The following is a 19,356-nucleotide window of genomic DNA, read 5'->3' as shown; positions in this document are numbered from 1 at the left end:
CCCTTCTCCTAACTCGTCACCAGTTCACGCACGACCTCCGCATCCGCTGGTTCGAAATCCTGCTCCACCACCGCTTCCGCTCCGGTTGTTGGAAGTACTGGACCTACATCAGGAATCGAGGACGAGTCACCACTCTCATCAGGCCCGCCGCCGACCGCAACAATCGCCGCCTGCAGGAACTCGTCACATTCAGCGGAGGCCTTGCCGTCGCTTGCCCGAATGTAGTATGCGATCGCCGCCTTCAGGCGATCCCGAGCGGCACCCCAGTCTCCCCGACACATAGCGATCACGCCTAGATTCTTGTCGGCCCAGGCAACAAGGCCGGCTTCGTTCCCTGAACGACCCAGACCTTCGACTGCGGTGCACAGCCTCGCCCATCGATCGACGTATCCGCGGGTCGCCAGGGCAGCCGCCAGACGCTGCGCCAGCGGCCTGACGTTCCGAATGAACTGATCGAACTCCAGTCCGGGAGGTTGCCCAGCGAGCCACTCGAACAACTCGAGCGCGAGATCCTGCAGGTCTTCCCGATCCGTGAGAGATTGCTCTCTCAGGTACTCCAAAAGCAGCAGATGCCGGACTCGATCGTCAGCAGGCGAAACGATCCTCTTCGGCCAGGGGTAGGTGAAACGAGGGCTGTGCGATTCGAGCTCGCCCCGAATCGCGAGATCGGCGGCTATCTCGCCCGCGTTCGGCAGTTTGGTAATCACCCTCAAGACATCGTCTGGCACCGGGTGCTGGAATGTCTGAACTGTATCCGAAACGACCTGTTCCTCAGCCGGACCGTATCCTGCCGGTGGATATCGCTGTGGGACGAGCACCGTTGATGTCGCTCTTATGCAGCGTTGAGGGTTACCTCGTGACTCGGCCAGTATCCCTTGCAGAACGTCCGGAGTAAGGAGCGATTCCTGAACCTGCAGGATCTGGCACTGCCTTCTCGCTATCGCGATCAGGTCATCAACGTCCATGTCGCCGACGAAAACACTGTTCCCGAACGAGCCGACAACGCTGTTCTCGACGGTCAATATCACCGTGCAATGTTGGACGGCATTCGACAGGCTGAAGAGGTCAGCTTCGCTGAGAGAAGGGTCCTCCAGTAACAGGAGGCCGTCAATGTCGAGCAGCTGCAATCGCATCGTGGAACTCGAAGGCATTCTGGTCCATGCGACGCCTGGCTCCCAGAACAAATCCCATATCCGGTAGAGCAGATCGTCGAAGCTCCGGTCATGAGCAGGTATGTACGCGAAGCCATCTCGAAATCGCCCGGGGCAGTAGCGATCTTCTAGGTCATAGCCGAGTTGAAGAAGTAGGCGAGACTTTCCAATTCCATACTCCCCGAGGAGCTCGATCATCCCAGGTTGGTCTGCCCTACAGGAGGCCCGCTCGCGAGACCTGTTCAGCAAAGCCCGTTCGGGCGGGATGAAACCCTTGGGAACTCTCGAATCTATAGTCCCGGAACGTCGCTTGGGTGGCGACGCAGAGGCGTCCTGCATGTTGATCAACACAAGCTGGCCGTCCGCATTGATATTGAACGTCAGTTCGCCAACGGTGACATTGCCCTTGCCCTGCACCACCGTCGATCCGTGCACGCCGCTGACGAAGTGGCGCACGTTCTCGCCCTCGCCACTCTCGCGATACTTGGTGCCGGACGATCCTTCGCCCGAGACTTCCATCGAGGAATCCATTTCGGACCCCCTCCCCCCATACGACATCAACCCCCACTTAGCATGTTGCGCCTCCTCCTCTGGGCACGCAAGGGGATCGCCGACGTCCAATCCATCCGAAACAAGTGCCCGCTTCACGCAAGTGATTACATGAAATCGTCCGCCGTCCGTTGGCTATGTGAGGTAGAAGGTGACTCCAAGGGTAATGATCGCCAGGATGACGCCGGCCACCGTCCAGTAGGTCTGCCGCTTGGTCCAGCGTAGTGATTCGCCCTGATCGTTGTCCGCGACCATTTTGACGACTCCGCCGTCCCGGGCTTGGTTGGTCTGAATGTTGAATGTGTTTCGCCGGCCTCCGTAGACGACGACGTTGACAGCCTGGTCAGCCACCTCGCCTGCCGCCGTTGGCGGTATGCCGGTCGTCGGCATACCCGACCGGAGCTCAGCAAGCACCGAAACGGCGGTGGTGCGAATCTCGTCCAGCACTCCTCGGAACACACTCGTGCCGACAGCCCAGTAGATCCGCTCGAAGTAAACCGAGTCGTTGCTCATCAGCCGTCCGATGTCGGCGGTCATCGGCAGAGCCATCTTGACGATGCCATCTCCCCGGGCATCACTCGCGGAAGCGTTCTCTTCGAGCATGGCAACGCCATGAACGAGATCGAGGCTGTCCTTCACATCATCGCGGATCATGCGGGGAAGCGACATCCACGGGATCGCCATCTGCGAGAACTGGGCCCGGAAGGTCTGGCCGTCACCCAGCAGGATCGGAGTCACCGTGCGGTATGACGGGATCCCGTCTCCCTCGCGATAGCCCATCAGCTCCTTCATGGCCCAGTCTCGCAGCCGAGCCGAGCGCAGATCGCCCCCGAGGGAGACGCACTGACGCAGGCAGTCGCGCAGTGGCCGGTTGGCCAGGAGGTCGCGCTCGATCTTCCCAAGCCGACGCTGCACGCTCCTACCCACAGAGATATGTTGCCACCTAACCTTTCGCCCCACCGCCAAGCGGTCTCGTGCGTGTCTCCCCTGGTCAACCGCTTCACGCTGACCCAGTCGCGCCAGTGTGTAACACGATCGCGCGGTGGCGAGATATGACAGGGATGAGAGGACCCGTCGCCTGGCGCAACTGGCATCAGGCCAATTCGGCTGGCTCCGCGCCCGGGAGTCGCTTCGAGCATGGACTGTATTCGGATGCGTACGTCGTCGGCGACTATCTGACCCACGGGCCGTATGTCGTGATCAACGCGCTCGCCTTCGACGTGCACCAAACCGGCAGGCTCGGCAGGGTCGCGACGATGCGCGTCGATCGTTTCATCGAGCCCGAGACGCTTCAGCGCGAAGTCCGTCTCGGCGAGAAGACCGACGTCTCGGAGTACCACGGCGGTGGCCTGGAAGACGAAATCGCCGCGCTGTTGGGCCTGGCGTTGGGCATCCGCTGCCAGGCCGGCGGCATGAGCCGCAGCTGGTTTCTGAACGACGATCCGCTCGGCCGGCCGATCGAACTCGAGCCACGTATCCCGACGCTTCCCGCTTCAGGGCGGTTCGGCCCGATCGTCCCCGCTCTGACCGGCCAGCGGTCACTGGACGACGCGGCGGAGCTGCTCGAGATCTACCCCGGGGTTTCCGGCCGCAACGCCGTCGCTCTGGCCCGCGCCGCACGACAGTACGGCCAGGCCGCGTGGGTGGCCGAGTCAGACCCCAACCTCGCCTGGATCCAGCTGGTCGGTGCGATCGAGACCGCCGCCGCGCGATGGCGTCCTCCGGCTGTGTCTCGACTCGATCGGATCGCGCAGAGCTGGCCGGAGCTCTTCGAGTTCCTTGCTTCGCTCCCGGCCGATCGACGCGATGCAGGCGCCGAACTCCTCGCCGGGCACGTACGCTCGCAATACCGCTTCCTTCAGTTCCTCGATCGGTTTGCTCCTGATCCGCCAGCGGAGCGACCCGACGCTTGGCTTCAGGTCGACTGGTCGCAGCTGCAGCACCATCTCCGGATCGTCTACGACCATCGATCCCGGGCATTACACGATGGAACCCCGTTTCCGCCGCCGATGTGCGAACCGCCGGGATGGGCTCCCGGACCGGGCAAGACCCCCGCGGAGCGGCCACCCGGCCGGGCCGCGAGTGCGCAGCACGGGACCTGGCTCGAGGCCGACACTCCGATGCTCCTGGCAACCTTCGAATACATCGCCCGGCATGCGTTGGTCGGCTGGTGGCGGCAGCTCGCGAGCCGTTCAAGCTGAACGAACCGCTTCGGCCGCTCACCAGCGCAGGATCCTCGTGTGCTCGTCGATCAGGTAAAGCGGTAGGAGCGCGAGTTCGACACCGGACTTTCAGAATCACGTCGAGCACCTTGCCGCCGAACAGCGGGAGCGTAGGTCGCGGCAGCACCCGGCCCTCGGCCTCGAGCGCGACAGCCCAGGCGATTCCTACCGTGTGCAAGTGCGCCAGGCTCTGTTGTGTGATGACGGACCGACCGTCATCCATCACCACTGCAGTCCGCTGTTGCCCTGAACCGACGAGCCCGCCCGCGGTGTCCGGATCGGGTCGGGGATCTCACTCGCCGAGGAGAGCGACCAGAGCTCCGCATTGGGATGCTGATAGCGCTGCCAGCTCAGTCCCGATGTCGCCGGCTGGAACAGCTCAAGCAAGCGCGGTACTGACGATGAGACCGCCACCATCAGGCTCAGATGCCAGCAACGGACGCGTGGGTGTGACTGCCAGCCAATCGAGCCCGTCGATTCCGAGATACGCCGCCAGGTCATCTGCCTTGTCGGAGGGATCGTCCGTGATCACATAGCGGAGTTCAAACTCCAAGCGTCGCCGTTCGAACTCGACCAGCACTGTGGCGTCGCTGGATCAGAGGGCGGGGCCGAGGGCCGGAGCGTCGCCGTCGGGGCTGATCGACATGGTCGGGGTCCTGGTGAGCAGGGTTCGTGGCGTTGGTAGGTGTCGCTCCGTGGCGCTGATCAGGCGTTCCGCGGCGACGACGACTCGGCCGCCCAGGGTCTCGACCAGGCGGACCGAGGGGGCTCGGCCGATTGTCGCGGTGGCGCTGGTGATCAGGTCGTGTGAAGGTCCGCCTGGCACGAGTCCGTAGCGTGCGACGACCGCATAGGCGACCGATGTCGCCTCGAGCCTGGCGAGGCCGTGGCAGCCTGCGTCTCGGGACAGCTTGTGCATCCGCAGATGTGCCAACTCATGCGCCAGGCTCAAGACAGCGACCGGATCATCGGGGTCGTCAGCTACAAGGATTCGCTTCCGGCGGTGATCGGTCTCCGCGCCTCCTGTTGCTGTCCGCTCTTCCTTGACGTTGTATCCCGCAGCCGCCGCAACCTGCAGCAGCGCGCCGAAAGCATCCTTCGGCTGCAGGTCCGCGGATGTCGCAACCGGAGGGCGGGCGACGAGCGGGCCGTCGGTCTGGCTGACGTCCCACACTGTCGCGACGCCGTGCCCCTGCAGTACGCCGACCCGGCGGTCCACGGCATCGGCCGACGCGACGATCCTGATGCCGGAGGTACCACGCGCAACCCGGCGTCCCCGCCGCTGCCATCCGTTCCGTCCCTCGACCCACAAAGCATCGGGCATCTGCAGCTTGATCAGAACCACGTTCCTGAACGTATGACCCTGAAGTACCGCAGCAGCATCCAGCCACCGCATCCATTGCCGATCAGACCAGTTCCGCCGGACCTCCGCATCGACTGCCCTGCGGAGATCGTCAACGGTCACCCGAACCCGGTTCGCCCGACTGCCACCCATAAGACGAGCGTCATCCGAAGCTGCTCGTCCTTGAACCTGGCAAGGAGAATCCAGGACTCAGCCGAAGGTCAACAGCGGCACGTTGTAAAGACTCGGCTGCCGCGGGCGCGAGAATGTCGGCGCGATGACCTCGACGAGGTACATCTCGGTGAGGAACTGGATCTTCGCGCCCAGAAGATGGCTCGTGTGGGCCGTCGCCGAATGTGCCTTCAACCCGACCGACACGTGGATGTGAGGAAGGACGGTGTCGGTCTCCTCGTCGTACGCGAGAGAGCCACCGCCGATCGCCTCCACGTTCTCGAGGTGAACAGCGCTCCACACCGGCGCGTCCGGGTCATCGAGCTTCTCGCAGGTGCCGACGAGCTGAACATCGCGTATCCCGGCGATGAACATCGGGATGAAACCCTGCCGTACGCCGTACTCCGCGCAGAACTCCGCCAGCGCCGGGTAGAAGTCGTCTCCATGATCGAAGTGAACAGCGAACGTCCGGCCCATTGTCAGTTCAGCGGCGCGCAAACTCGGCTCCCTCGAGGTCGTCGATGTAGGCAACGTATCGAATCGCGGTGTCGAGGCCGCGCGTCGACAGCAGCCGGCTCCGCGGCTGAGCGATGTCGTCAACTCCTGCGACCGCAAGCTCCGCGCAACGGCGCTGGAACCACGCCCACGGCACGTTGAGATAGCCGGCGATCGCACGAAGGCGCCGCTCTGAGGTCGACTCCGCCACCAGAGAGCTCCCGGAGACCTGGCCGGCCACGTCTCGGAACACCGACTGACGCGACGGTGGTGCGCTCGCGTCGACATACCAGAGCCCTGGCCCGCCCAGCCAGTTGGCGACGATCGCCTGGCCACCCAAAACGAACCCTTCGACGTCAGCATGTCCGTCGTCGGGGCTGAACTGCACGATGATCCCGAATGCCTCGATCAGGGCCGCCGCGAGGAGCAGCAACACGCGCTCGTACATCGGCGACTCCGCGACATCCGCCTCCGAAATCCGGAAGCCGCGCCGCATCTCCGGGAACCATCGGGACGTACGGCGGAGGTACTCGAACTTGTGCCGCCACAACAACCAGGACGCCGCCTCCTCGCCGCGCTTCTCCCGCGTCCAGAAGAACGGCCGCTCCGTTAGCCGATCGAGGTGGCGGGTGATGTGGCGAGCACAGAAGCGAGATCCTAACCACTGGCCGGCAACCGCGTTGAGCGTCGGCACCTCCGTCAGTGGCACATCGGAGGTACGACGGCCCTCGTGGTGCGCCAGCCGCGCCTGACCACTCGTCAGCTGAGCATCGTCCGCGAGCAGCGCGACATCCGTGTTCATCGTCGCCCAAATGATGCCGATCGTCAGGTCGTCAAGGATCGCAGCCGACGAGATCGGCTGCGGGCCGGTACGGCGCCCGCCGTGGTCGGCGAAGCGGCGTCCATCCGAGGCGTAGTACTGATCTTCGTGATCGACAACGACCACCAGGGAACGACGATCCGGGCGGTTCAGGGGACCTCCGGTATCGGGATCGACCATCAGCCACCCCTCCCCCGGCAGCTCCACCTGACAGTAGTGCGCGGCAATGTCGACGCCGTGGTACGACCGGCCACCCGGAAGCCGCAATGTCTCGGTCGATTCCGTAGGTCGGTAACCGGGCGCGAGGTCAAGGATGGACACAGGCTCTGGCGCGTGCCTGATGGTGACCCTTCGCTTGTAGAAGCCCAAGTCAGCCGGGCCGGATTTCTGAAGTACCCGACACAGCGCCTGCTGAGCGACTGGGGACGGCCAGGTGTACCAACCGCACTCCCAGTCGGAGATCGCCTTGGAGGTGATGAGGACCTTCTCGCCGGTGGCGTGGTAGATCTCGGCGCTGACCAGGTCAGCGAGCTTTTGCTGGGTGATCGCTCCGCGAGCCTGTCGGAGCAGCTGATTGGGCTGTCGCTTCCGCTCAGCCACGAGTACGACCCTCGGGCGTCCAGGTCATCCTTGCCGTCATGACGGCAAGGATGACCGCCTGCCGCTGGACAGCGTAACGGCACGAACAGACACCTTCACGACGTCTTGGTTGGCCTCGAAATGTCCTCGAATGTCTTAGGTTAGATCCTGTGCCCAACGAACGACTACGCGCCGCGATGGTGGAACAGGATCTGACGAATCGGGATCTTGCAGCGGAGCTCGGAGTCAATGTCAAGTCCATCGAGCGCTGGCTCGGCGGGGAGATCATCCCGTTCCCACGCAACCGCCACCGCCTGGCGATGCGCCTGAAGCGGGACGAATCGTATCTGTGGCCAGAGGCACAACCGCGGGATCGGGCCATGGAGTTGTCCGAGAGCGAAGTCGTGCGCGTGTACCCGCACCGAGCCGACGTTCCGTCCGGCGAGTGGCGGCGGCTGTTCGAGTCCGCGGAGGCTGAAATCGGCATCCTGGTGTACGCGGGTCTCTTCCTCGCCGAAGACAGCGGGCTTCAGCGAATTCTCCGGAAGAAGGCCAAGGCAGGTGTCCGGGCACGGATTCTGCTGGGCGACCCGGACGACGCGCGAATCGCGGAACGCGGCGAAGAAGAGGGCATCGGTCATGCCCTCGCTGCAAAGATCCGCAACGCGCAAGTCCTCTACCGCGGCCTTGCGGACACACCGGGCATCGAGTTCCGGCTGCATCGCACAGTGCTCTACAACTCGATCTACCGCGCCGACGAAGAACTGTTCGTGAACACCCATATCTACGGGCTTCCTGCCGCACAGGCACCCGTGTGGTATCTCCGCAAGCTGCCTGGCGGCGAACTCACACGCCACTACTTGGAGAGCTTCGAGCGGGTCTGGGATGCTGCGACGCCGATAACGGAGTCCTGATGGCCAAACGCATCGACTACTACGACGATCCGGACGCTCCAGCCGCCAACAGCATGGTTCCATCCGTCAACGTCGTCATCGAGAACGACGCCGGCGAGATCCTGATGATCGAACGCTCCGACAACGGCAACTGGGCACTCCCGGGTGGAGCGATCGACCTCGGCGAGTCCATGTCCCAGGCCGGCGTACGCGAAACCAAGGAGGAAACCGGCATCGACTGCGAGATCGTCGACGTCCTCGGCATCTATACAGACCCCAAACACATCATCCTCTACACCAGCAACGGCGAGGCCCGCCAGGAGTTCTCCATCCTCCTCCGCGGCCGCGGCACCGGCGGCACACCAACACCGAGCAGCGAGAGCACCGCAGTCCGCTGGATCCCGCAGTCCGAACTCAACAGCCTGCAGATGAATGACACGATGCGCCGCCGCATCGACCACTACCTCGCCCCCGGCAGGACGTTGTACTTCGACTAGTGCGCGGTCAGGCGCTCAACCGCCGTTCGACGTTCCCGGCGGCCGTCCGGAGGAAGGTTTCCGACCTGACAACCGAACGGTGAACGACATGTTCGCGCGGATAGCGGCTCAGAATCTCGTTCAGTCGTTCCTCGACATCGACATGGCATCCGTTCACATCCGCGGTCAGGTCGCAGTACGTCAACGCCTCAAGCAAGTCCTGTCTTGGCGGCGCGAACTCCACAGCGAGACCGTTGATTCCGCGCTCCTCGGCCTCGACCAACGCACCGGTGTGATGCGCGACCAACCTGCAAACCACCAGATCCGCCCGAAGGACATCCCGCAGGTATCGAGCTCCATCGAGCGGATGGAAGCCCGTTGAGCGCACCTCGGACGAGTAGCCGATGTCATGCAGGAAGGCGGCGACCTCGACGAGTTCGGCCTGCTCACCGAGGATGGACGCGAGCCTGCGTGCGCGAGCGGCAACACCTTGGGTGTGGGCCCAGCGTCGAGGCAGTTCGTCGGCGAGCAACCGAGCAGCGATCCGTTCCGCTTCCTCCACAGTAGTCATCCACAAAAGCGTACGACGGGACAGGCGTATCATGCGCCCGCCGGCACCGCCTGCCCCTTGGACCAGACGGCTTCGAAGCTCGTCACGTAGGTGTCGAACATCTCGCTGCCACTCGATTGGCGGTAGTGGAAGACGGGAGATCGAGCCGCGGGGATGCCGTACGAGTGCTGGTTGACGAGCAGTTGATCGTCCGAGCGGTAGATCGAGTTGTAGAGCACCGTGTCGTGCAACCTGAGCTCGACCCCGTCCTGCTTCAGCAGCGGACCGAGCAGGGCGAGCGAGTTCCTGATCTTCGCGGCCATGGAGTCGCCGATGTCCTCCTCCGCGCCACGCTCGACGACATTCACAGCGTCCGGCGACCCTAGTGCGATTCTGATGCGGGCAGTGTCGCTCTTCTGCCGCAGGAGTCGCAGGACGTTGGCATCCTCCGCAAGGAAGAGAGCACTGTAGGCGAGGATGCCGATCTCGGACTTGGCCGAGTCGAGGAACGACAGCCAATTCGGCGAGCTGATCGATGCACGACTCGGATAGATGCCGATCAAACCGTTCGGAAGACTCTCCTCGGCGCCAGCCAGCCGGAGCTCAGGCCAGATCATGTCCTCAGTGACGCGGAGCAACCTGGTCAGAGCGACACGCGTACGGCGATGCGGGATCTGGCCACGCATCCAATTCCGCACGGTCTTCGGGTCGACCGCCAGCTCCACCGACAGATCCTCGTCAGTGACGTTCGCGTCGTACATCGCCCGCCGGAGCACGTCGTTCACTCGGATCACCGCCCCTCACCCAGGAAAGATGTCGGTCAGATGTCTCCGGTGACCGTAGCATGAAATGTCGGTCAGATGTCGCTCGCGGCCGCGTCGAAATGTCCGGAAATGTCCCGATACACGGTTCTGCTGTCCGGGCTGAGGCGGCGAGGCTTGAGGCACGTTCGACGCTGGTGTCGAGCCTTCATCGGAGCAGGTCGAGGAGACGGAATGATGCGCCGCGGGGAGCTGTATCGGTATCGCGATCCGTCGGGAGTCAGCGGTACCGGAGTGGTTGCGCTGGTGGTCGAGTTCCCACCGAACGAGGACGGTCAGCAGTGGCTGGTCGTGAAGTGGCTCGGACCGTACCCGTGTGTCACGTTCTGGCCAGGTGTCGGCGAGTTCCTGGAGGTTCACGGCCATCTCGGCGCATCGGAGATCCGATGGCTCGACCCCGATCCGTTCGACCCGGACGAGGACCCGCCGCTCGTCAGCACCGGCGTACATCCCACCTAGACAGGCGAGGCCGGCGTGCGAACCTCAGGTCCGCGCCGGTCGCGCCTTTCCACCCCTCGCCGTGACGCCGGCGAGGCTCGGGCCCTGCCACCGTTTCCCCTGTCGGCGGCAGGGCCCACAACTACAGGACGGGGCCGCCCGGGCCGTCTGAGGGACGATCTCCGGTGGTCTCGCAGTACGGCGTACCCCGCCAGTGCGCCGGTGTGCCTTCAACAAGACCGCCGCTGACGTCCCGCCAGTACCGGAGTCGCTCCTCGAGGTCCATCCGCCGGATGAGCATCCGGATCGTCCACAGGTCCGCAGCCACCGAGGTCTGACCCTCGACCGCGATGTTTCGGAAATGCCGCTCGAGCAGGCGATCGACCTTGCTCAGCTTTCCTTCCAGCTGCAGCATCTGATCCCCTGCCCACTTGAGGGAATCTCGATCATCACTCGGCATCTCGGACTCGCCTGATGTCAGCCGCGGCCGTTCGCAGCGCATCCCCCAGCGCGAGCCGCCAACTCAGATCCTCGATCGGTACGTCGATCTGCTCCGCTACCCGGGCCGCTGCGTCCAGCAACGCGGCCGGATCCGCATCGAGCTCACCGTCGTACCGCACGTACGGCATGATCTCGAGCAGCTCGCACAACCGATACCTGCTGAACGCCGTCAGCGCCCACCGACCATCGGCAGTCGTTGCCTCAAGCACCTCAATGATCGCCTCGGCACGAGTCACCAACTCAACCACCAGCTGCCGCGCCCCGCCGCCGTCCTGCGCCGTCTTGTCCACTCTGAAGTCTCCGATCGAGTCCTGGATCCAACAGCCGGGGACAACTGCCCCGAGCCACAGCGACTCAACGGATGTCACGGGCAACTTTTCGGTCGACAACAAGAAGCTTGATACCTAGACAGCCCGTCGGCGGCAGGACGGCCGAGCTCGACGCACCGCTCGTTAGGGCAACTCGACGACCTGGAACGCACGGATCTCGCGCGTGACGCCGTACGGCAGGAGTATCGCGTCCAGCTTTCCGACGGTGCCCATGAGCGCCTGAAGGTAGTCCTCGTGCGAGTCGGCGCTGTTGAACGCGTAGTGGCCCGGCTTCTGCGGGATGGCGCGCACGCCTGCTCGGGTCAGATGACAGGCAGCTTCGCGGGCGAGGTTGTCCCCGCTGAGGGCGAACTCAACGTTGCATGACCAGTCCTTCATTTCACGCCGTAGTTGATGGCGGCGATGGCCGGGCCATGTGGAACAGACGGGTCCAGCTCGGCCTGGAGGCGGGCGGCGAACGCTACGACTTCGGCGCGGGGGATCACGTCACCGGACTGTTCGCGCAGCACCATGCGGAGGTCGAGGAGAGCGGTCTCGAGGCCGTCGTCCCAGCCTCTGCTGTAGCCCCGTCGCCAGGGCATTGTGCGGTTGAGGAATCGCTGCCAACGCGTCACCGGTCGAGCCACTCCACGTCGGCCGCATCGCGGTGGTAGCCGTCGTGGTAGCCGAGCACGCACGGCTGCCCGGTCTCCGACGTGCCGTCGCACGGCTCGTTCCGCGACGCCCGGAGTTCGGGCCAACCGCGGTCGGCTGTACCGGGACGCTCTGCGCCGTCCCGGCAACGGAGCTGATCGTGAGCTTCAGGGATCGACAACGACGTACCTTTCGGTCAGTTGTTCTGAGTGGTGGTCGCGTCGTCTGATCGCCGACGTCCAGGATCAAGCCTGGACTCAGTCCGCGGGACATCTCGACCCCGTCCTTGGACCTTTGCGGACGTTTGCGCCGGGCCAGGTCGTTCCGCACGATCGGATCGGTGGACCGTCCGTGTACACCCGAGAAGTGAGGTCCAGTCACGCAATCGGCGGAGTGCCAGTGTCAGGGGTCTCGATGGAAGGCGAGCGGGTCTGAGGGGCCGCGTCGGGCTAGTAGCAGGATTCCCAGAACGTGAGGAGGACAGAGAGTTCCTCGACGACGGCGCCATGGTGGGGCCAGCACGGCGGGATGACCTTTGTGGTCGAGGTTGTAGCGGCGAGGGGCCCCGATCGGCGATGACCCGGAGCGCCGTCCCGGCACGCTCGTGCTCGTCCTGGCCGTGACCGTGATCGCCATTGCCGCGGTCGTCGTGCTGGGCCTCACGGGTCACGCTGCCTAGGCCGTTGTCGTCAGCACGGTGTGCGCCGCGACGTGCGGCGTGCTCATGCCCAAGCACTGCTGATCGTTCCGGGGACAGGGATCACCTACGTCCGCCCGGACAAGGCGTCCGGGGCAGAGGTCGATCCCGCCACTTGGCCAAAGTGGCGGGGGTCAGCAGGCTTCTATAGTCCGGCCCCCGGTCGGGTGGTTCTGGATCATGGAGATCCGCACCGGCGCCGCCGAGTCTGTAGGAGTAGGTCGGAGGTGCTGTGGTCAGCAGTTCGGTCATGAGTTGCTGGCCGCCCTCGGCGGACAAGAGAGTACTGGTCGTCCATGGCATCACCACCGCCCTGAGCCGGTCGTAGTGCATCGTCAGATCTGGCAGGTAGCCGGCGGTCAATTTCTGTCGGTACTCGTCACCGCTGAGGATGACGATCACCTGGTCGCTCATGCTGAACTTGCGCAGCATTCGCGTCTGCGCGGTCGACAACCCGGGGCCGCAGACCGGGATGCCGGCCCATTGTCCGTCCATCTGACGACTCATACTCGACACCGCGATGGCATCCACCGGATGATCCACCACCACCGGAATCGCGCCGCCACACAGGAGATCCAACTGCTCCTTGACACCGACGAGAGCGTTCGACGGTTGATGGGCCGCCGTGGCCGGGCTGAGGGACTGAGCTGTGCCGTCCCTCCCGATCCCGACGAAACCCGCCACAGACAATTGGGCATTGCGCGCGACAAGCACGAGCCGATCGCGGTACCGATCGACGATCTCACCATCATCGGACCGCGTCACTAGCCCCGCCCGCACCATCGTCGAGTAGGCGAAGTGCTCAGCCCTGAGATGCTCGACCAGACCAGTAGAGGTATCGGGCGCATACCCGACCCGCCACTCCGAATCCGCGAACAGCACCTGCTCGACCCGCGCAATCTTTAAATACTCGACCGGCCACCTATCGGTTGCCCGAAGCAACTCTTGCGTGAAGTATCGGACCGCAGACTCATTTGTCTCCATCAACCGCCCGCTCCTCCAGCGTCACGGCAAGCCCAGGATCATTCACGGGACCTCCACAAGCTGAACAGTTCCGGCCTCGAACATCCCGTCGAAACCCAGCAAGCGAACCCGGATCGGAACATCCAGGAATCTCGATCAGAGACCAGGTGCTGGCGCCGGCGAATCCAGATCTGCGCTTTGCAGCGCGACGTACCCGCGGCCGCTGGCGCGATACTTCATCAACGGCCGCGAGTTCCTCAGCAGGTCGTTCAAGCGCCCGCCACCGAACTCCTTCTGTGCCAACCCAGCCAGCGTCTGCCCAAGTGGCAACGCAATCCCACGCACCCGTTCGAAGAAGCGCGAGAGGTCCTGCATGTAGCCCGCGGCCTGATCTCGCTCCGCCTCCGTGCCACTCTGCACAAGTAGCACCGTCCTACTCGTGCTCGACTCTCGCAGAATGTTCACCTGCGCCGTCGACAAACCGCCGCCACAGAGCGGAATCCCGGCCCACTCACCACCCGTCCGAAAGCTGGCATGCGACACGGCTATCGCATCCATCGGCCCATCCACAAGTACGGGTACTGCTCCACGAGCCAGCAGCTCCCGCTGTTCCTCGACGCCGATCAGCACACTGGACGGCCGATGGATCTCGTTTGCCGGACCCGCCGACCGAACCTTGCCGCCCGGATCAATTGCCACGAACCCGACCGCCGACGACTGCAGGTCACGTGCGACCAGCATCAACCTGTCCCGATGCAGGTCGACCGCTCCGCCATGCTCAGTCCAGTCCATCAGGCCGGCCCGCGCCAACGTCCCGTGTCCGAACCCTTCGTCGACCAGACGGCCAATCAGGTTCGCCGCGGTCTTCGGGGCGTACCCCACCTTCCACGGCGAATCATAGGCCAACACCGGCTCCGCGCCGTGAGCCCTCAAATACTCCAGCTGCCACCCATCTGTTGCCCGAAGCAACTCCCATCGGTAGTACCGCGCTGCCGCTGCAACGGCCCCCTGCAACCGTTCCCGCTCAGCTATCGACAGCCCCAACTCCTGATCGCTCACCATGACCTCCGAAGCAGCTCCAACTACTGACTGCCTCGAACCTCACTCCGACCACTCGACCTGCAGAACCCGGAATTCAACTTCAAGGACACCGGCATACGCCGATCAGGTCGGACTCATGCCCTGGTCCCGGTCCATCGCCTCCAACAGCGCATGCGTCGGCGATGATCGCGAGCGCCGACCTCGCACCGGCCGACCCTCGTCAACGAACGGAGACGGCGAATCCGCCCAAAGCCCGGCCGATCGAGCCAGCGGAGCCCCGGCCCTGTCGATCGCCTCATCGACAAGCCCGATGAGCTTCTGCATGCCCCAGGAAGAAGAGTCTCGTTCCTTGGCGTCAGCGGACCGTCGCGTCGGCGATGCATCCGCTTCGGTGATGAGTTCGTCAATGTCCGCGATGCTGAACCTCGCTCGTGCAGCCCTGGACAGAGCAATCCGGGACTGCGCTCAGCCGTTCGGGCCAGGTGCCTCGGCGCAGATTGACGGGATGTCCGCGACGGGGCGGTACCAGTGCGCCGGTGACCTCCTCAATGCGCGTGACATGTGGCGAACGCCCAGACCGTACGGCCACAACTGTGCGTCTGTGCCGGCCAGCCGCTGCAGCGGCGAAGTGTGACGTGACATCGGCCAGCGCAGCCGTCAGCTCGTCGAAGCAGGATTCGCGGGGCAGTCCGCACTCGCCGCTGAGCTCGGCGTATCACTCGCTCACGCGATACGCAGATGCCGCCTGACCTTCGGTTCCCGCGGGTCAGTTGCCGGAATCTCGACTTGCTGGCCCAGCAGCCGTACGGCGTTCGCGGTCGGACTTCACGACCCGCCGAAGCTCGCGAACCGACCAGCCGAGGATCTCGGCCGCGGCTTCGGCCGATCCACAGATCCGGGCCAGCTCGGCCGTCTCGGCAGCCGCCAGAGCCTCTGCGCGTGCGACCCGCTCGTCGCAGCGTTCGATCGCACGTCTTTTGGTCTCGACTGCGTGTTGTACCGAATCGTGCGCTTTCATCGTGCGACTGGTCGCCGCTTCGATCCGTGCCTGACGCTCACGAGCCCGCCGCAGCGCTGCGACTCGCTCACTCGCTCCCATGATGCAGTTCCTGCCAACTGCGACTGTCATTGCCCACGACAACCTCCAGCAGAATTGATCGACCGCAGCTCAACGGATGAGCTCTACCTCCTGGTGTCCTGGATCTCGGATCCGGGAGCGATCGTCCGGCAGGCGCAGCGAAGAGGCCGACCGCTGACACACATCTGGCACTTGGGGGTCTTCTGTCGCCGAAACGATTGGATGCGATCTGGCGACGGTGTGAGATGTGGGGGGTTTCTGACGTTCCTGCTGGTCAGCGGGGACTCGTTCGTCGCGGTGCGGGTGTGACGTTATCGGACTTCGTGCCGGTCGGGAACCGCAATCCTTTGCTGGGTTGAGGTCTTCACAGCGGCTCGCATCTGATGCGATGATCCCGCATCCGATGCGGGCAGGTGGAGAGTGGTTTCGGTGGACGATCGCGGTGCGATTCCGGGCGCGGCAGGCTTGGTTCTGGTCGATGGGGTGTCGCTGTTTCGCCCTGAGGAGCAGGTATTTGAGGCGATGCTGGAAGGGTTCGCGAACCAGCAACTGGCGAGGAATCTGGCCTACTCGACCGTGCAGGCCCGTGAGCATCAGCTGCGCGCGTTCGCCGGTCATGCGGAGGCGTTTCCGTGGCTGTGGTCGCCGCATCTGGCCGATGAGTGGTTCAGTGATCTGCGCGCGGTACGGCATGTCACTCGCTCGACGGTGCGCAGCTACCAGGTCGCGATCCGCGGCTTCTGCAGCTACCTGACCGACCCCGCCTACGGCTGGGCGAGCGAGTGCGAGCGACGGTTCGGGACGCACCCGATTCAGGTGATCCACGAGGTGAACGCGGCCGCGCACGTCGCCGATTCCGAGGCCGAACCGGCACGGCGCGCGTTCACCCGGGCCGAGTTGCAGGAACTGTTCGACCACGCCGACGACGAGGTCGCCCGCAAACAAGCGCTCGGCCGCAAGGGCTGGCTGCCGGCGTTTCGGGACGCGACGATCTTCAAGATCGCCTACGGCTACGGCACCCGCCGCACCGAAACCGCGATGCTGGACGCCGCAGACTTCGGCCGCAACCCCAACGGCCCGGAGTTCGGCGACTACGGCATCTGCTACATCCGGCACGGCAAAGCACAACGCGGCTCACCACCCAAACGCCGCTCCGTGCTCACCGTCTGGGCCTGGACGAGCGAGGTTCTCGAGCAGTGGTTCACCGAGATCAGGCCATGCTTCGGGCTGCCCAACAACCCGGCCGCCTGGCCGTCCGAACGCGGTCTACGCGTCGGGCCGCAGCAGCTGAACAAGCGACTGGCCGGCTACCGGGACGCGCTCGGAATGGACCCCGCATTGGAGTTCCACTCGCTGCGCCGCTCCTACGTCACGCACCTGATCGAGGACGGCTGGGATCCCCGGTTCGTGCAGGAACAGGTCGGCCACAACCACGCCTCGACCACCTCGATCTACACCTGCGTGTCGTCTGACTACCGCACCCGCACCCTGCGCCGCGCCCTCGACGCCATGGTCGCCGATGCCCTGAACCCCGCCCTGAAACCAGCCGAATCGAACCCCACGGGAGGCACTCAATGAGAGGCCACAAGCGTCTGGTCAGCTACCAGTGGCGACTGCGGGAGGTGATGGCCGAACACCAGATGTTCGCCACCACCGAACTCGTCCCACTGCTCCACGAACGCGGCATCGACCTGTCCGCCTCCCAAGTCCACCGCCTCGTCACCGGCACCCCAGAACGTCTCTCGATGGCCGTTCTCGCCGCGTTGTGCGACATCTTCGCCACCGATCCCAGTGAGCTCATCACCACCGACGCGGTCAACCTCGGCGTCCGCAAAACCGCCACCGGCGAACGCACACCGGGCAAGGCAGTCGCCGATCTGCGTCCGAGACGCGCCCGCATCACCGACCAGACATGAACGTCAACCCACCAAGACTGCGGACCCAGACACCGAACCAGACACGGTGCGCTCGTTGCCGTCGGCCCCTTCGAGGCGCCGCCGAGCCTCAACCAGGCGAAGCTCCGCCCACGGGCCGAACAGTCGTTGCCACCAAGCACTGGCCGGAAGGCCCGATCTGCTCAGGCTGTTTCGTCAAGGCCTGCGAGACCTACGGCGTCTGCGCCGGTTGCGGCGTCGACCGGATGCTGCCCGGCATCAGTCCCAGCGGCGACCGGTTGTGCACCGACTGCGCCGGCGGACTTGGCGACTACATCTGCAGCCGCTGTGGTGAGGAGGCATGGCGCCACTACGCCGGCATCTGCGGCCGCTGCGTCCTCACCGACCGGCTCACCGCCGCCCTCGGCGACGGCACCGGCACGATCCGCCCCGAACTCGCGCCGCTCTTCGAGTCGATCCGCGCCATGAGCAGACCACGGTCCGGCATCCTCTGGCTGTCCAGACCGCACGTCCCAGCCATCCTCCAGGCCCTCGCCACGGGCCGCGTTCCGCTCACCCACGACGGGCTCAGCACCCTGACCCCCTGGCGGTCGGTCGTCTATATCCGCGACCTGCTGATCGCCTGCGGAACCCTGCCACCCATCGACCGCTACCTGTTCTTGTTCGAGCAATGGCTCCCCCGCTGGCTCGACACCATCGACGACCCCGAACACCGCAAACTGCTCCACCGCTTCGCCACCTGGCACCTCCTGCGACACCTGCGAACCACCGCCAGGACCGGTCCGATCGGCCACTACCGCAACCAGGGCGCTCGCACCCAACTCCGCACCGCGGCCGCCTTCCTCACCGACCTCGCCGCCCGCCAACACACCCCGCAACAGTGCACCCAAGCCGACCTCGACCGCTGGTTCGCCACCACCAACAGCACCGCCAAGCTGGGGCTACGAGCGTTCCTGCGCTGGGCCATCGACCACCACGCCATGCCGCGACTGGTCCTGCCCCCGGTCGTCACCGGTCACAGTCCACCCATCAGCAACCGCCAACGCATCGACCTCATCCGGCGCATCCACACCGACCCCGCCATCGCGCCGATCGACAGGGTCATCGCGCTGCTCATCCTGCTCTACGCTCAACCACTCCCACGGATCGTCCGCCTCACCCTCGCCGACGTCACCCACGACGGCGACCAGCTCCTGATCCGGCTCGGAGACCCGCCCGTCCCAGTCCCTCAACCCTTCGCCAGCCACATCACCACCTACCTGGCCAGCCGACCCAACCTCGTCACCGCCACCAACCCCGGCAGCCAACTCCTGTTCCCCGGCCGCCGCGCCGGCCAACCCATCCATCCCACCAGCGTCCGGCTCCGCCTGCACAACCTCGGCATCCCCAACCTCAACGCCAGAACCCGCGCCATCCGCGAACTGTTGCTCCAGGCACCAGCACCCGTCGTCGCAACAATGCTCAACTACACGCCCCACAGCGCAGAACGCATCGCCGCCCAAGCCGGCAGCACCTGGAAGACCTACGCCGCCGGCGACCACACCCGTCGCCCCACACCACCACGGCGGCCCTGACAACAACCATCACCAACGCCAAACGTTGAGCACCGATGATTGGCGACGGTCGAATAGGACTCGCCACCGGTCGGCTCCGCCGAGCGCCGTCAGATTCGGCCCTCGCAGGGCAGTTTCGTTGAGCGGCTATGGAACGTC

The 19,356-nt window shown here is 64.8% G+C and carries 23 protein-coding genes; 7 read left to right on the top strand and 16 right to left on the bottom strand.

Annotation, left to right across the window (positions count from 1 at the left end; genetic code table 11):
* Window positions 1–8: 8 nt before the first annotated feature.
* Both OHB24_RS21400 and OHB24_RS21395 read right to left on the bottom strand, forming a co-directional pair.
* Complete coding sequence (locus OHB24_RS21400) at window positions 9–1,670, bottom strand: hypothetical protein (RefSeq protein ID WP_327640854.1); 1,662 nt, start codon at window positions 1,668–1,670, stop codon at window positions 9–11.
* Between the two features lie 165 nt (window positions 1,671–1,835).
* Entirely contained in the window at window positions 1,836–2,615 is a 780-nt protein-coding gene (locus OHB24_RS21395; protein WP_327640853.1) for an AbiTii domain-containing protein, read from the bottom strand.
* 146 nt (window positions 2,616–2,761) lie between these two features.
* On the opposite strand from OHB24_RS21395, the gene OHB24_RS21390 reads away from it, so the two are divergent.
* Window positions 2,762–3,901, top strand: a complete 1,140-nt coding sequence (locus OHB24_RS21390) for a hypothetical protein (RefSeq protein WP_327640852.1) — start codon at window positions 2,762–2,764, stop codon at window positions 3,899–3,901.
* A 400-nt stretch (window positions 3,902–4,301) separates the two neighbouring features.
* On the opposite strand, the gene OHB24_RS21385 is transcribed toward OHB24_RS21390, so the two are convergent.
* The 4 genes from OHB24_RS21385 to OHB24_RS21370 form a co-directional block, all read right to left on the bottom strand.
* Complete coding sequence (locus OHB24_RS21385) at window positions 4,302–4,502, bottom strand: hypothetical protein (protein WP_327640851.1); 201 nt, start codon at window positions 4,500–4,502, stop codon at window positions 4,302–4,304.
* 15 nt (window positions 4,503–4,517) lie between these two features.
* Complete coding sequence (locus OHB24_RS21380) at window positions 4,518–5,267, bottom strand: hypothetical protein (protein WP_327640850.1); 750 nt, start codon at window positions 5,265–5,267, stop codon at window positions 4,518–4,520.
* A 207-nt stretch (window positions 5,268–5,474) separates the two neighbouring features.
* Window positions 5,475–5,933 carry a PPC domain-containing DNA-binding protein gene (locus OHB24_RS21375; RefSeq protein ID WP_327640849.1) on the bottom strand — a complete coding sequence of 153 codons (459 nt, stop codon included), beginning with the start codon at window positions 5,931–5,933 and terminating at the stop codon, window positions 5,475–5,477.
* Complete coding sequence (locus OHB24_RS21370; protein ID WP_327640848.1) at window positions 5,920–6,930, bottom strand: hypothetical protein; 1,011 nt, start codon at window positions 6,928–6,930, stop codon at window positions 5,920–5,922. The genes OHB24_RS21375 and OHB24_RS21370 overlap by 14 nt, the downstream gene beginning before the upstream one ends.
* 569 nt (window positions 6,931–7,499) lie before the next feature.
* Between OHB24_RS21370 and OHB24_RS21365 the strand changes: the two genes are divergently transcribed.
* Together OHB24_RS21365 and OHB24_RS21360 are read left to right on the top strand one after the other, a co-directional pair.
* Window positions 7,500–8,243 (top strand): helix-turn-helix domain-containing protein, encoded by a 744-nt coding sequence (locus OHB24_RS21365; RefSeq protein WP_327640847.1) that lies wholly within the window; start codon window positions 7,500–7,502, stop codon window positions 8,241–8,243.
* Window positions 8,243–8,719 (top strand): NUDIX hydrolase, encoded by a 477-nt coding sequence (locus OHB24_RS21360; protein WP_327640846.1) that lies wholly within the window; start codon window positions 8,243–8,245, stop codon window positions 8,717–8,719. Before OHB24_RS21365 ends, OHB24_RS21360 begins: the two co-directional genes overlap by 1 nt.
* Before the next feature lie 7 nt (window positions 8,720–8,726).
* On the opposite strand, the gene OHB24_RS21355 is transcribed toward OHB24_RS21360, so the two are convergent.
* On the bottom strand, window positions 8,727–9,269 hold the full coding sequence (locus OHB24_RS21355; protein ID WP_327640845.1) for an HD domain-containing protein: 543 nt from the start codon (window positions 9,267–9,269) through the stop codon (window positions 8,727–8,729).
* A 29-nt stretch (window positions 9,270–9,298) separates the two neighbouring features.
* Window positions 9,299–10,033, bottom strand: a complete 735-nt coding sequence (locus tag OHB24_RS21350) for an XRE family transcriptional regulator (RefSeq protein WP_327640844.1) — start codon at window positions 10,031–10,033, stop codon at window positions 9,299–9,301.
* Between the two features lie 210 nt (window positions 10,034–10,243).
* Here OHB24_RS21350 and OHB24_RS21345 point away from each other — a divergent pair, with 210 nt between their 5' ends.
* Window positions 10,244–10,528, top strand: coding sequence for a hypothetical protein (locus OHB24_RS21345; RefSeq protein WP_327640843.1), 285 nt, complete (start codon window positions 10,244–10,246; stop codon window positions 10,526–10,528).
* Between the two features lie 121 nt (window positions 10,529–10,649).
* Here the strand turns inward: OHB24_RS21345 and OHB24_RS21340 are convergent, their stop codons facing one another.
* The 8 genes from OHB24_RS21340 to OHB24_RS21305 form a co-directional block, all read right to left on the bottom strand.
* Window positions 10,650–10,922, bottom strand: a complete 273-nt coding sequence (locus OHB24_RS21340) for a hypothetical protein (protein WP_327640842.1) — start codon at window positions 10,920–10,922, stop codon at window positions 10,650–10,652.
* Between the two features lie 34 nt (window positions 10,923–10,956).
* Window positions 10,957–11,298, bottom strand: coding sequence for a hypothetical protein (locus tag OHB24_RS21335; protein ID WP_327640841.1), 342 nt, complete (start codon window positions 11,296–11,298; stop codon window positions 10,957–10,959).
* Between the two features lie 162 nt (window positions 11,299–11,460).
* Complete coding sequence (locus OHB24_RS21330; RefSeq protein WP_327640840.1) at window positions 11,461–11,715, bottom strand: hypothetical protein; 255 nt, start codon at window positions 11,713–11,715, stop codon at window positions 11,461–11,463.
* On the bottom strand, window positions 11,712–11,951 hold the full coding sequence (locus OHB24_RS21325) for a hypothetical protein (RefSeq protein ID WP_327640839.1): 240 nt from the start codon (window positions 11,949–11,951) through the stop codon (window positions 11,712–11,714). Before OHB24_RS21325 ends, OHB24_RS21330 begins: the two co-directional genes overlap by 4 nt.
* Window positions 11,948–12,151 (bottom strand): hypothetical protein, encoded by a 204-nt coding sequence (locus OHB24_RS21320; RefSeq protein WP_327640838.1) that lies wholly within the window; start codon window positions 12,149–12,151, stop codon window positions 11,948–11,950. Before OHB24_RS21320 ends, OHB24_RS21325 begins: the two co-directional genes overlap by 4 nt.
* 579 nt (window positions 12,152–12,730) lie before the next feature.
* A complete protein-coding gene (locus tag OHB24_RS21315) occupies window positions 12,731–13,651 on the bottom strand; it encodes a hypothetical protein (RefSeq protein WP_327640837.1) in 921 nt (306 codons plus the stop codon).
* A gap of 135 nt (window positions 13,652–13,786) precedes the next feature.
* On the bottom strand, window positions 13,787–14,689 hold the full coding sequence (locus OHB24_RS21310; protein WP_327640836.1) for a hypothetical protein: 903 nt from the start codon (window positions 14,687–14,689) through the stop codon (window positions 13,787–13,789).
* A gap of 748 nt (window positions 14,690–15,437) precedes the next feature.
* Window positions 15,438–15,770 carry a hypothetical protein gene (locus OHB24_RS21305; protein WP_327640835.1) on the bottom strand — a complete coding sequence of 111 codons (333 nt, stop codon included), beginning with the start codon at window positions 15,768–15,770 and terminating at the stop codon, window positions 15,438–15,440.
* A gap of 408 nt (window positions 15,771–16,178) precedes the next feature.
* On the opposite strand from OHB24_RS21305, the gene OHB24_RS21300 reads away from it, so the two are divergent.
* The 3 genes from OHB24_RS21300 (at window position 16,179) to OHB24_RS21290 (ending at window position 19,218) form a co-directional block, all read left to right on the top strand.
* The gene (locus OHB24_RS21300) at window positions 16,179–17,327 is read left to right on the top strand and encodes a tyrosine-type recombinase/integrase (RefSeq protein ID WP_327634544.1); all 1,149 of its coding nucleotides are present in this window, start codon (window positions 16,179–16,181) and stop codon (window positions 17,325–17,327) included.
* Window positions 17,324–17,665 carry a helix-turn-helix domain-containing protein gene (locus OHB24_RS21295; protein ID WP_327634543.1) on the top strand — a complete coding sequence of 114 codons (342 nt, stop codon included), beginning with the start codon at window positions 17,324–17,326 and terminating at the stop codon, window positions 17,663–17,665. Before OHB24_RS21300 ends, OHB24_RS21295 begins: the two co-directional genes overlap by 4 nt.
* A 224-nt stretch (window positions 17,666–17,889) precedes the next feature.
* Window positions 17,890–19,218 (top strand): hypothetical protein, encoded by a 1,329-nt coding sequence (locus OHB24_RS21290; protein ID WP_327634542.1) that lies wholly within the window; start codon window positions 17,890–17,892, stop codon window positions 19,216–19,218.
* Window positions 19,219–19,356 lie beyond the last annotated feature (138 nt).

The sequence above is a fragment of the Kribbella sp. NBC_00482 genome (genome assembly GCF_036013725.1).
Classification (GTDB): domain Bacteria; phylum Actinomycetota; class Actinomycetes; order Propionibacteriales; family Kribbellaceae; genus Kribbella.
Note: the sequence above shows the minus strand (reverse complement) of the source record. Positions and strands in the feature narration are given on the sequence as shown.

Coding starts and splice junctions, on each gene's coding strand:
- OHB24_RS21390 (WP_327640852.1), top strand. CDS start 2,762: ATGAGAGGACCCGTCGCCTGGCGCAACTGGCATCAGGCCAATTCGGCT.
- OHB24_RS21340 (WP_327640842.1), bottom strand. CDS start 10,922: ATGCTGCAGCTGGAAGGAAAGCTGAGCAAGGTCGATCGCCTGCTCGAG.
- OHB24_RS21295 (WP_327634543.1), top strand. CDS start 17,324: ATGAGAGGCCACAAGCGTCTGGTCAGCTACCAGTGGCGACTGCGGGAG.
- OHB24_RS21370 (WP_327640848.1), bottom strand. CDS start 6,930: ATGGTCGATCCCGATACCGGAGGTCCCCTGAACCGCCCGGATCGTCGT.
- OHB24_RS21330 (WP_327640840.1), bottom strand. CDS start 11,715: ATGAAGGACTGGTCATGCAACGTTGAGTTCGCCCTCAGCGGGGACAAC.
- OHB24_RS21355 (WP_327640845.1), bottom strand. CDS start 9,269: ATGACTACTGTGGAGGAAGCGGAACGGATCGCTGCTCGGTTGCTCGCC.
- OHB24_RS21290 (WP_327634542.1), top strand. CDS start 17,890: ATGCTGCCCGGCATCAGTCCCAGCGGCGACCGGTTGTGCACCGACTGC.
- OHB24_RS21360 (WP_327640846.1), top strand. CDS start 8,243: ATGGCCAAACGCATCGACTACTACGACGATCCGGACGCTCCAGCCGCC.
- OHB24_RS21315 (WP_327640837.1), bottom strand. CDS start 13,651: ATGGAGACAAATGAGTCTGCGGTCCGATACTTCACGCAAGAGTTGCTT.
- OHB24_RS21345 (WP_327640843.1), top strand. CDS start 10,244: ATGATGCGCCGCGGGGAGCTGTATCGGTATCGCGATCCGTCGGGAGTC.
- OHB24_RS21400 (WP_327640854.1), bottom strand. CDS start 1,670: ATGGAAGTCTCGGGCGAAGGATCGTCCGGCACCAAGTATCGCGAGAGT.
- OHB24_RS21305 (WP_327640835.1), bottom strand. CDS start 15,770: ATGGGAGCGAGTGAGCGAGTCGCAGCGCTGCGGCGGGCTCGTGAGCGT.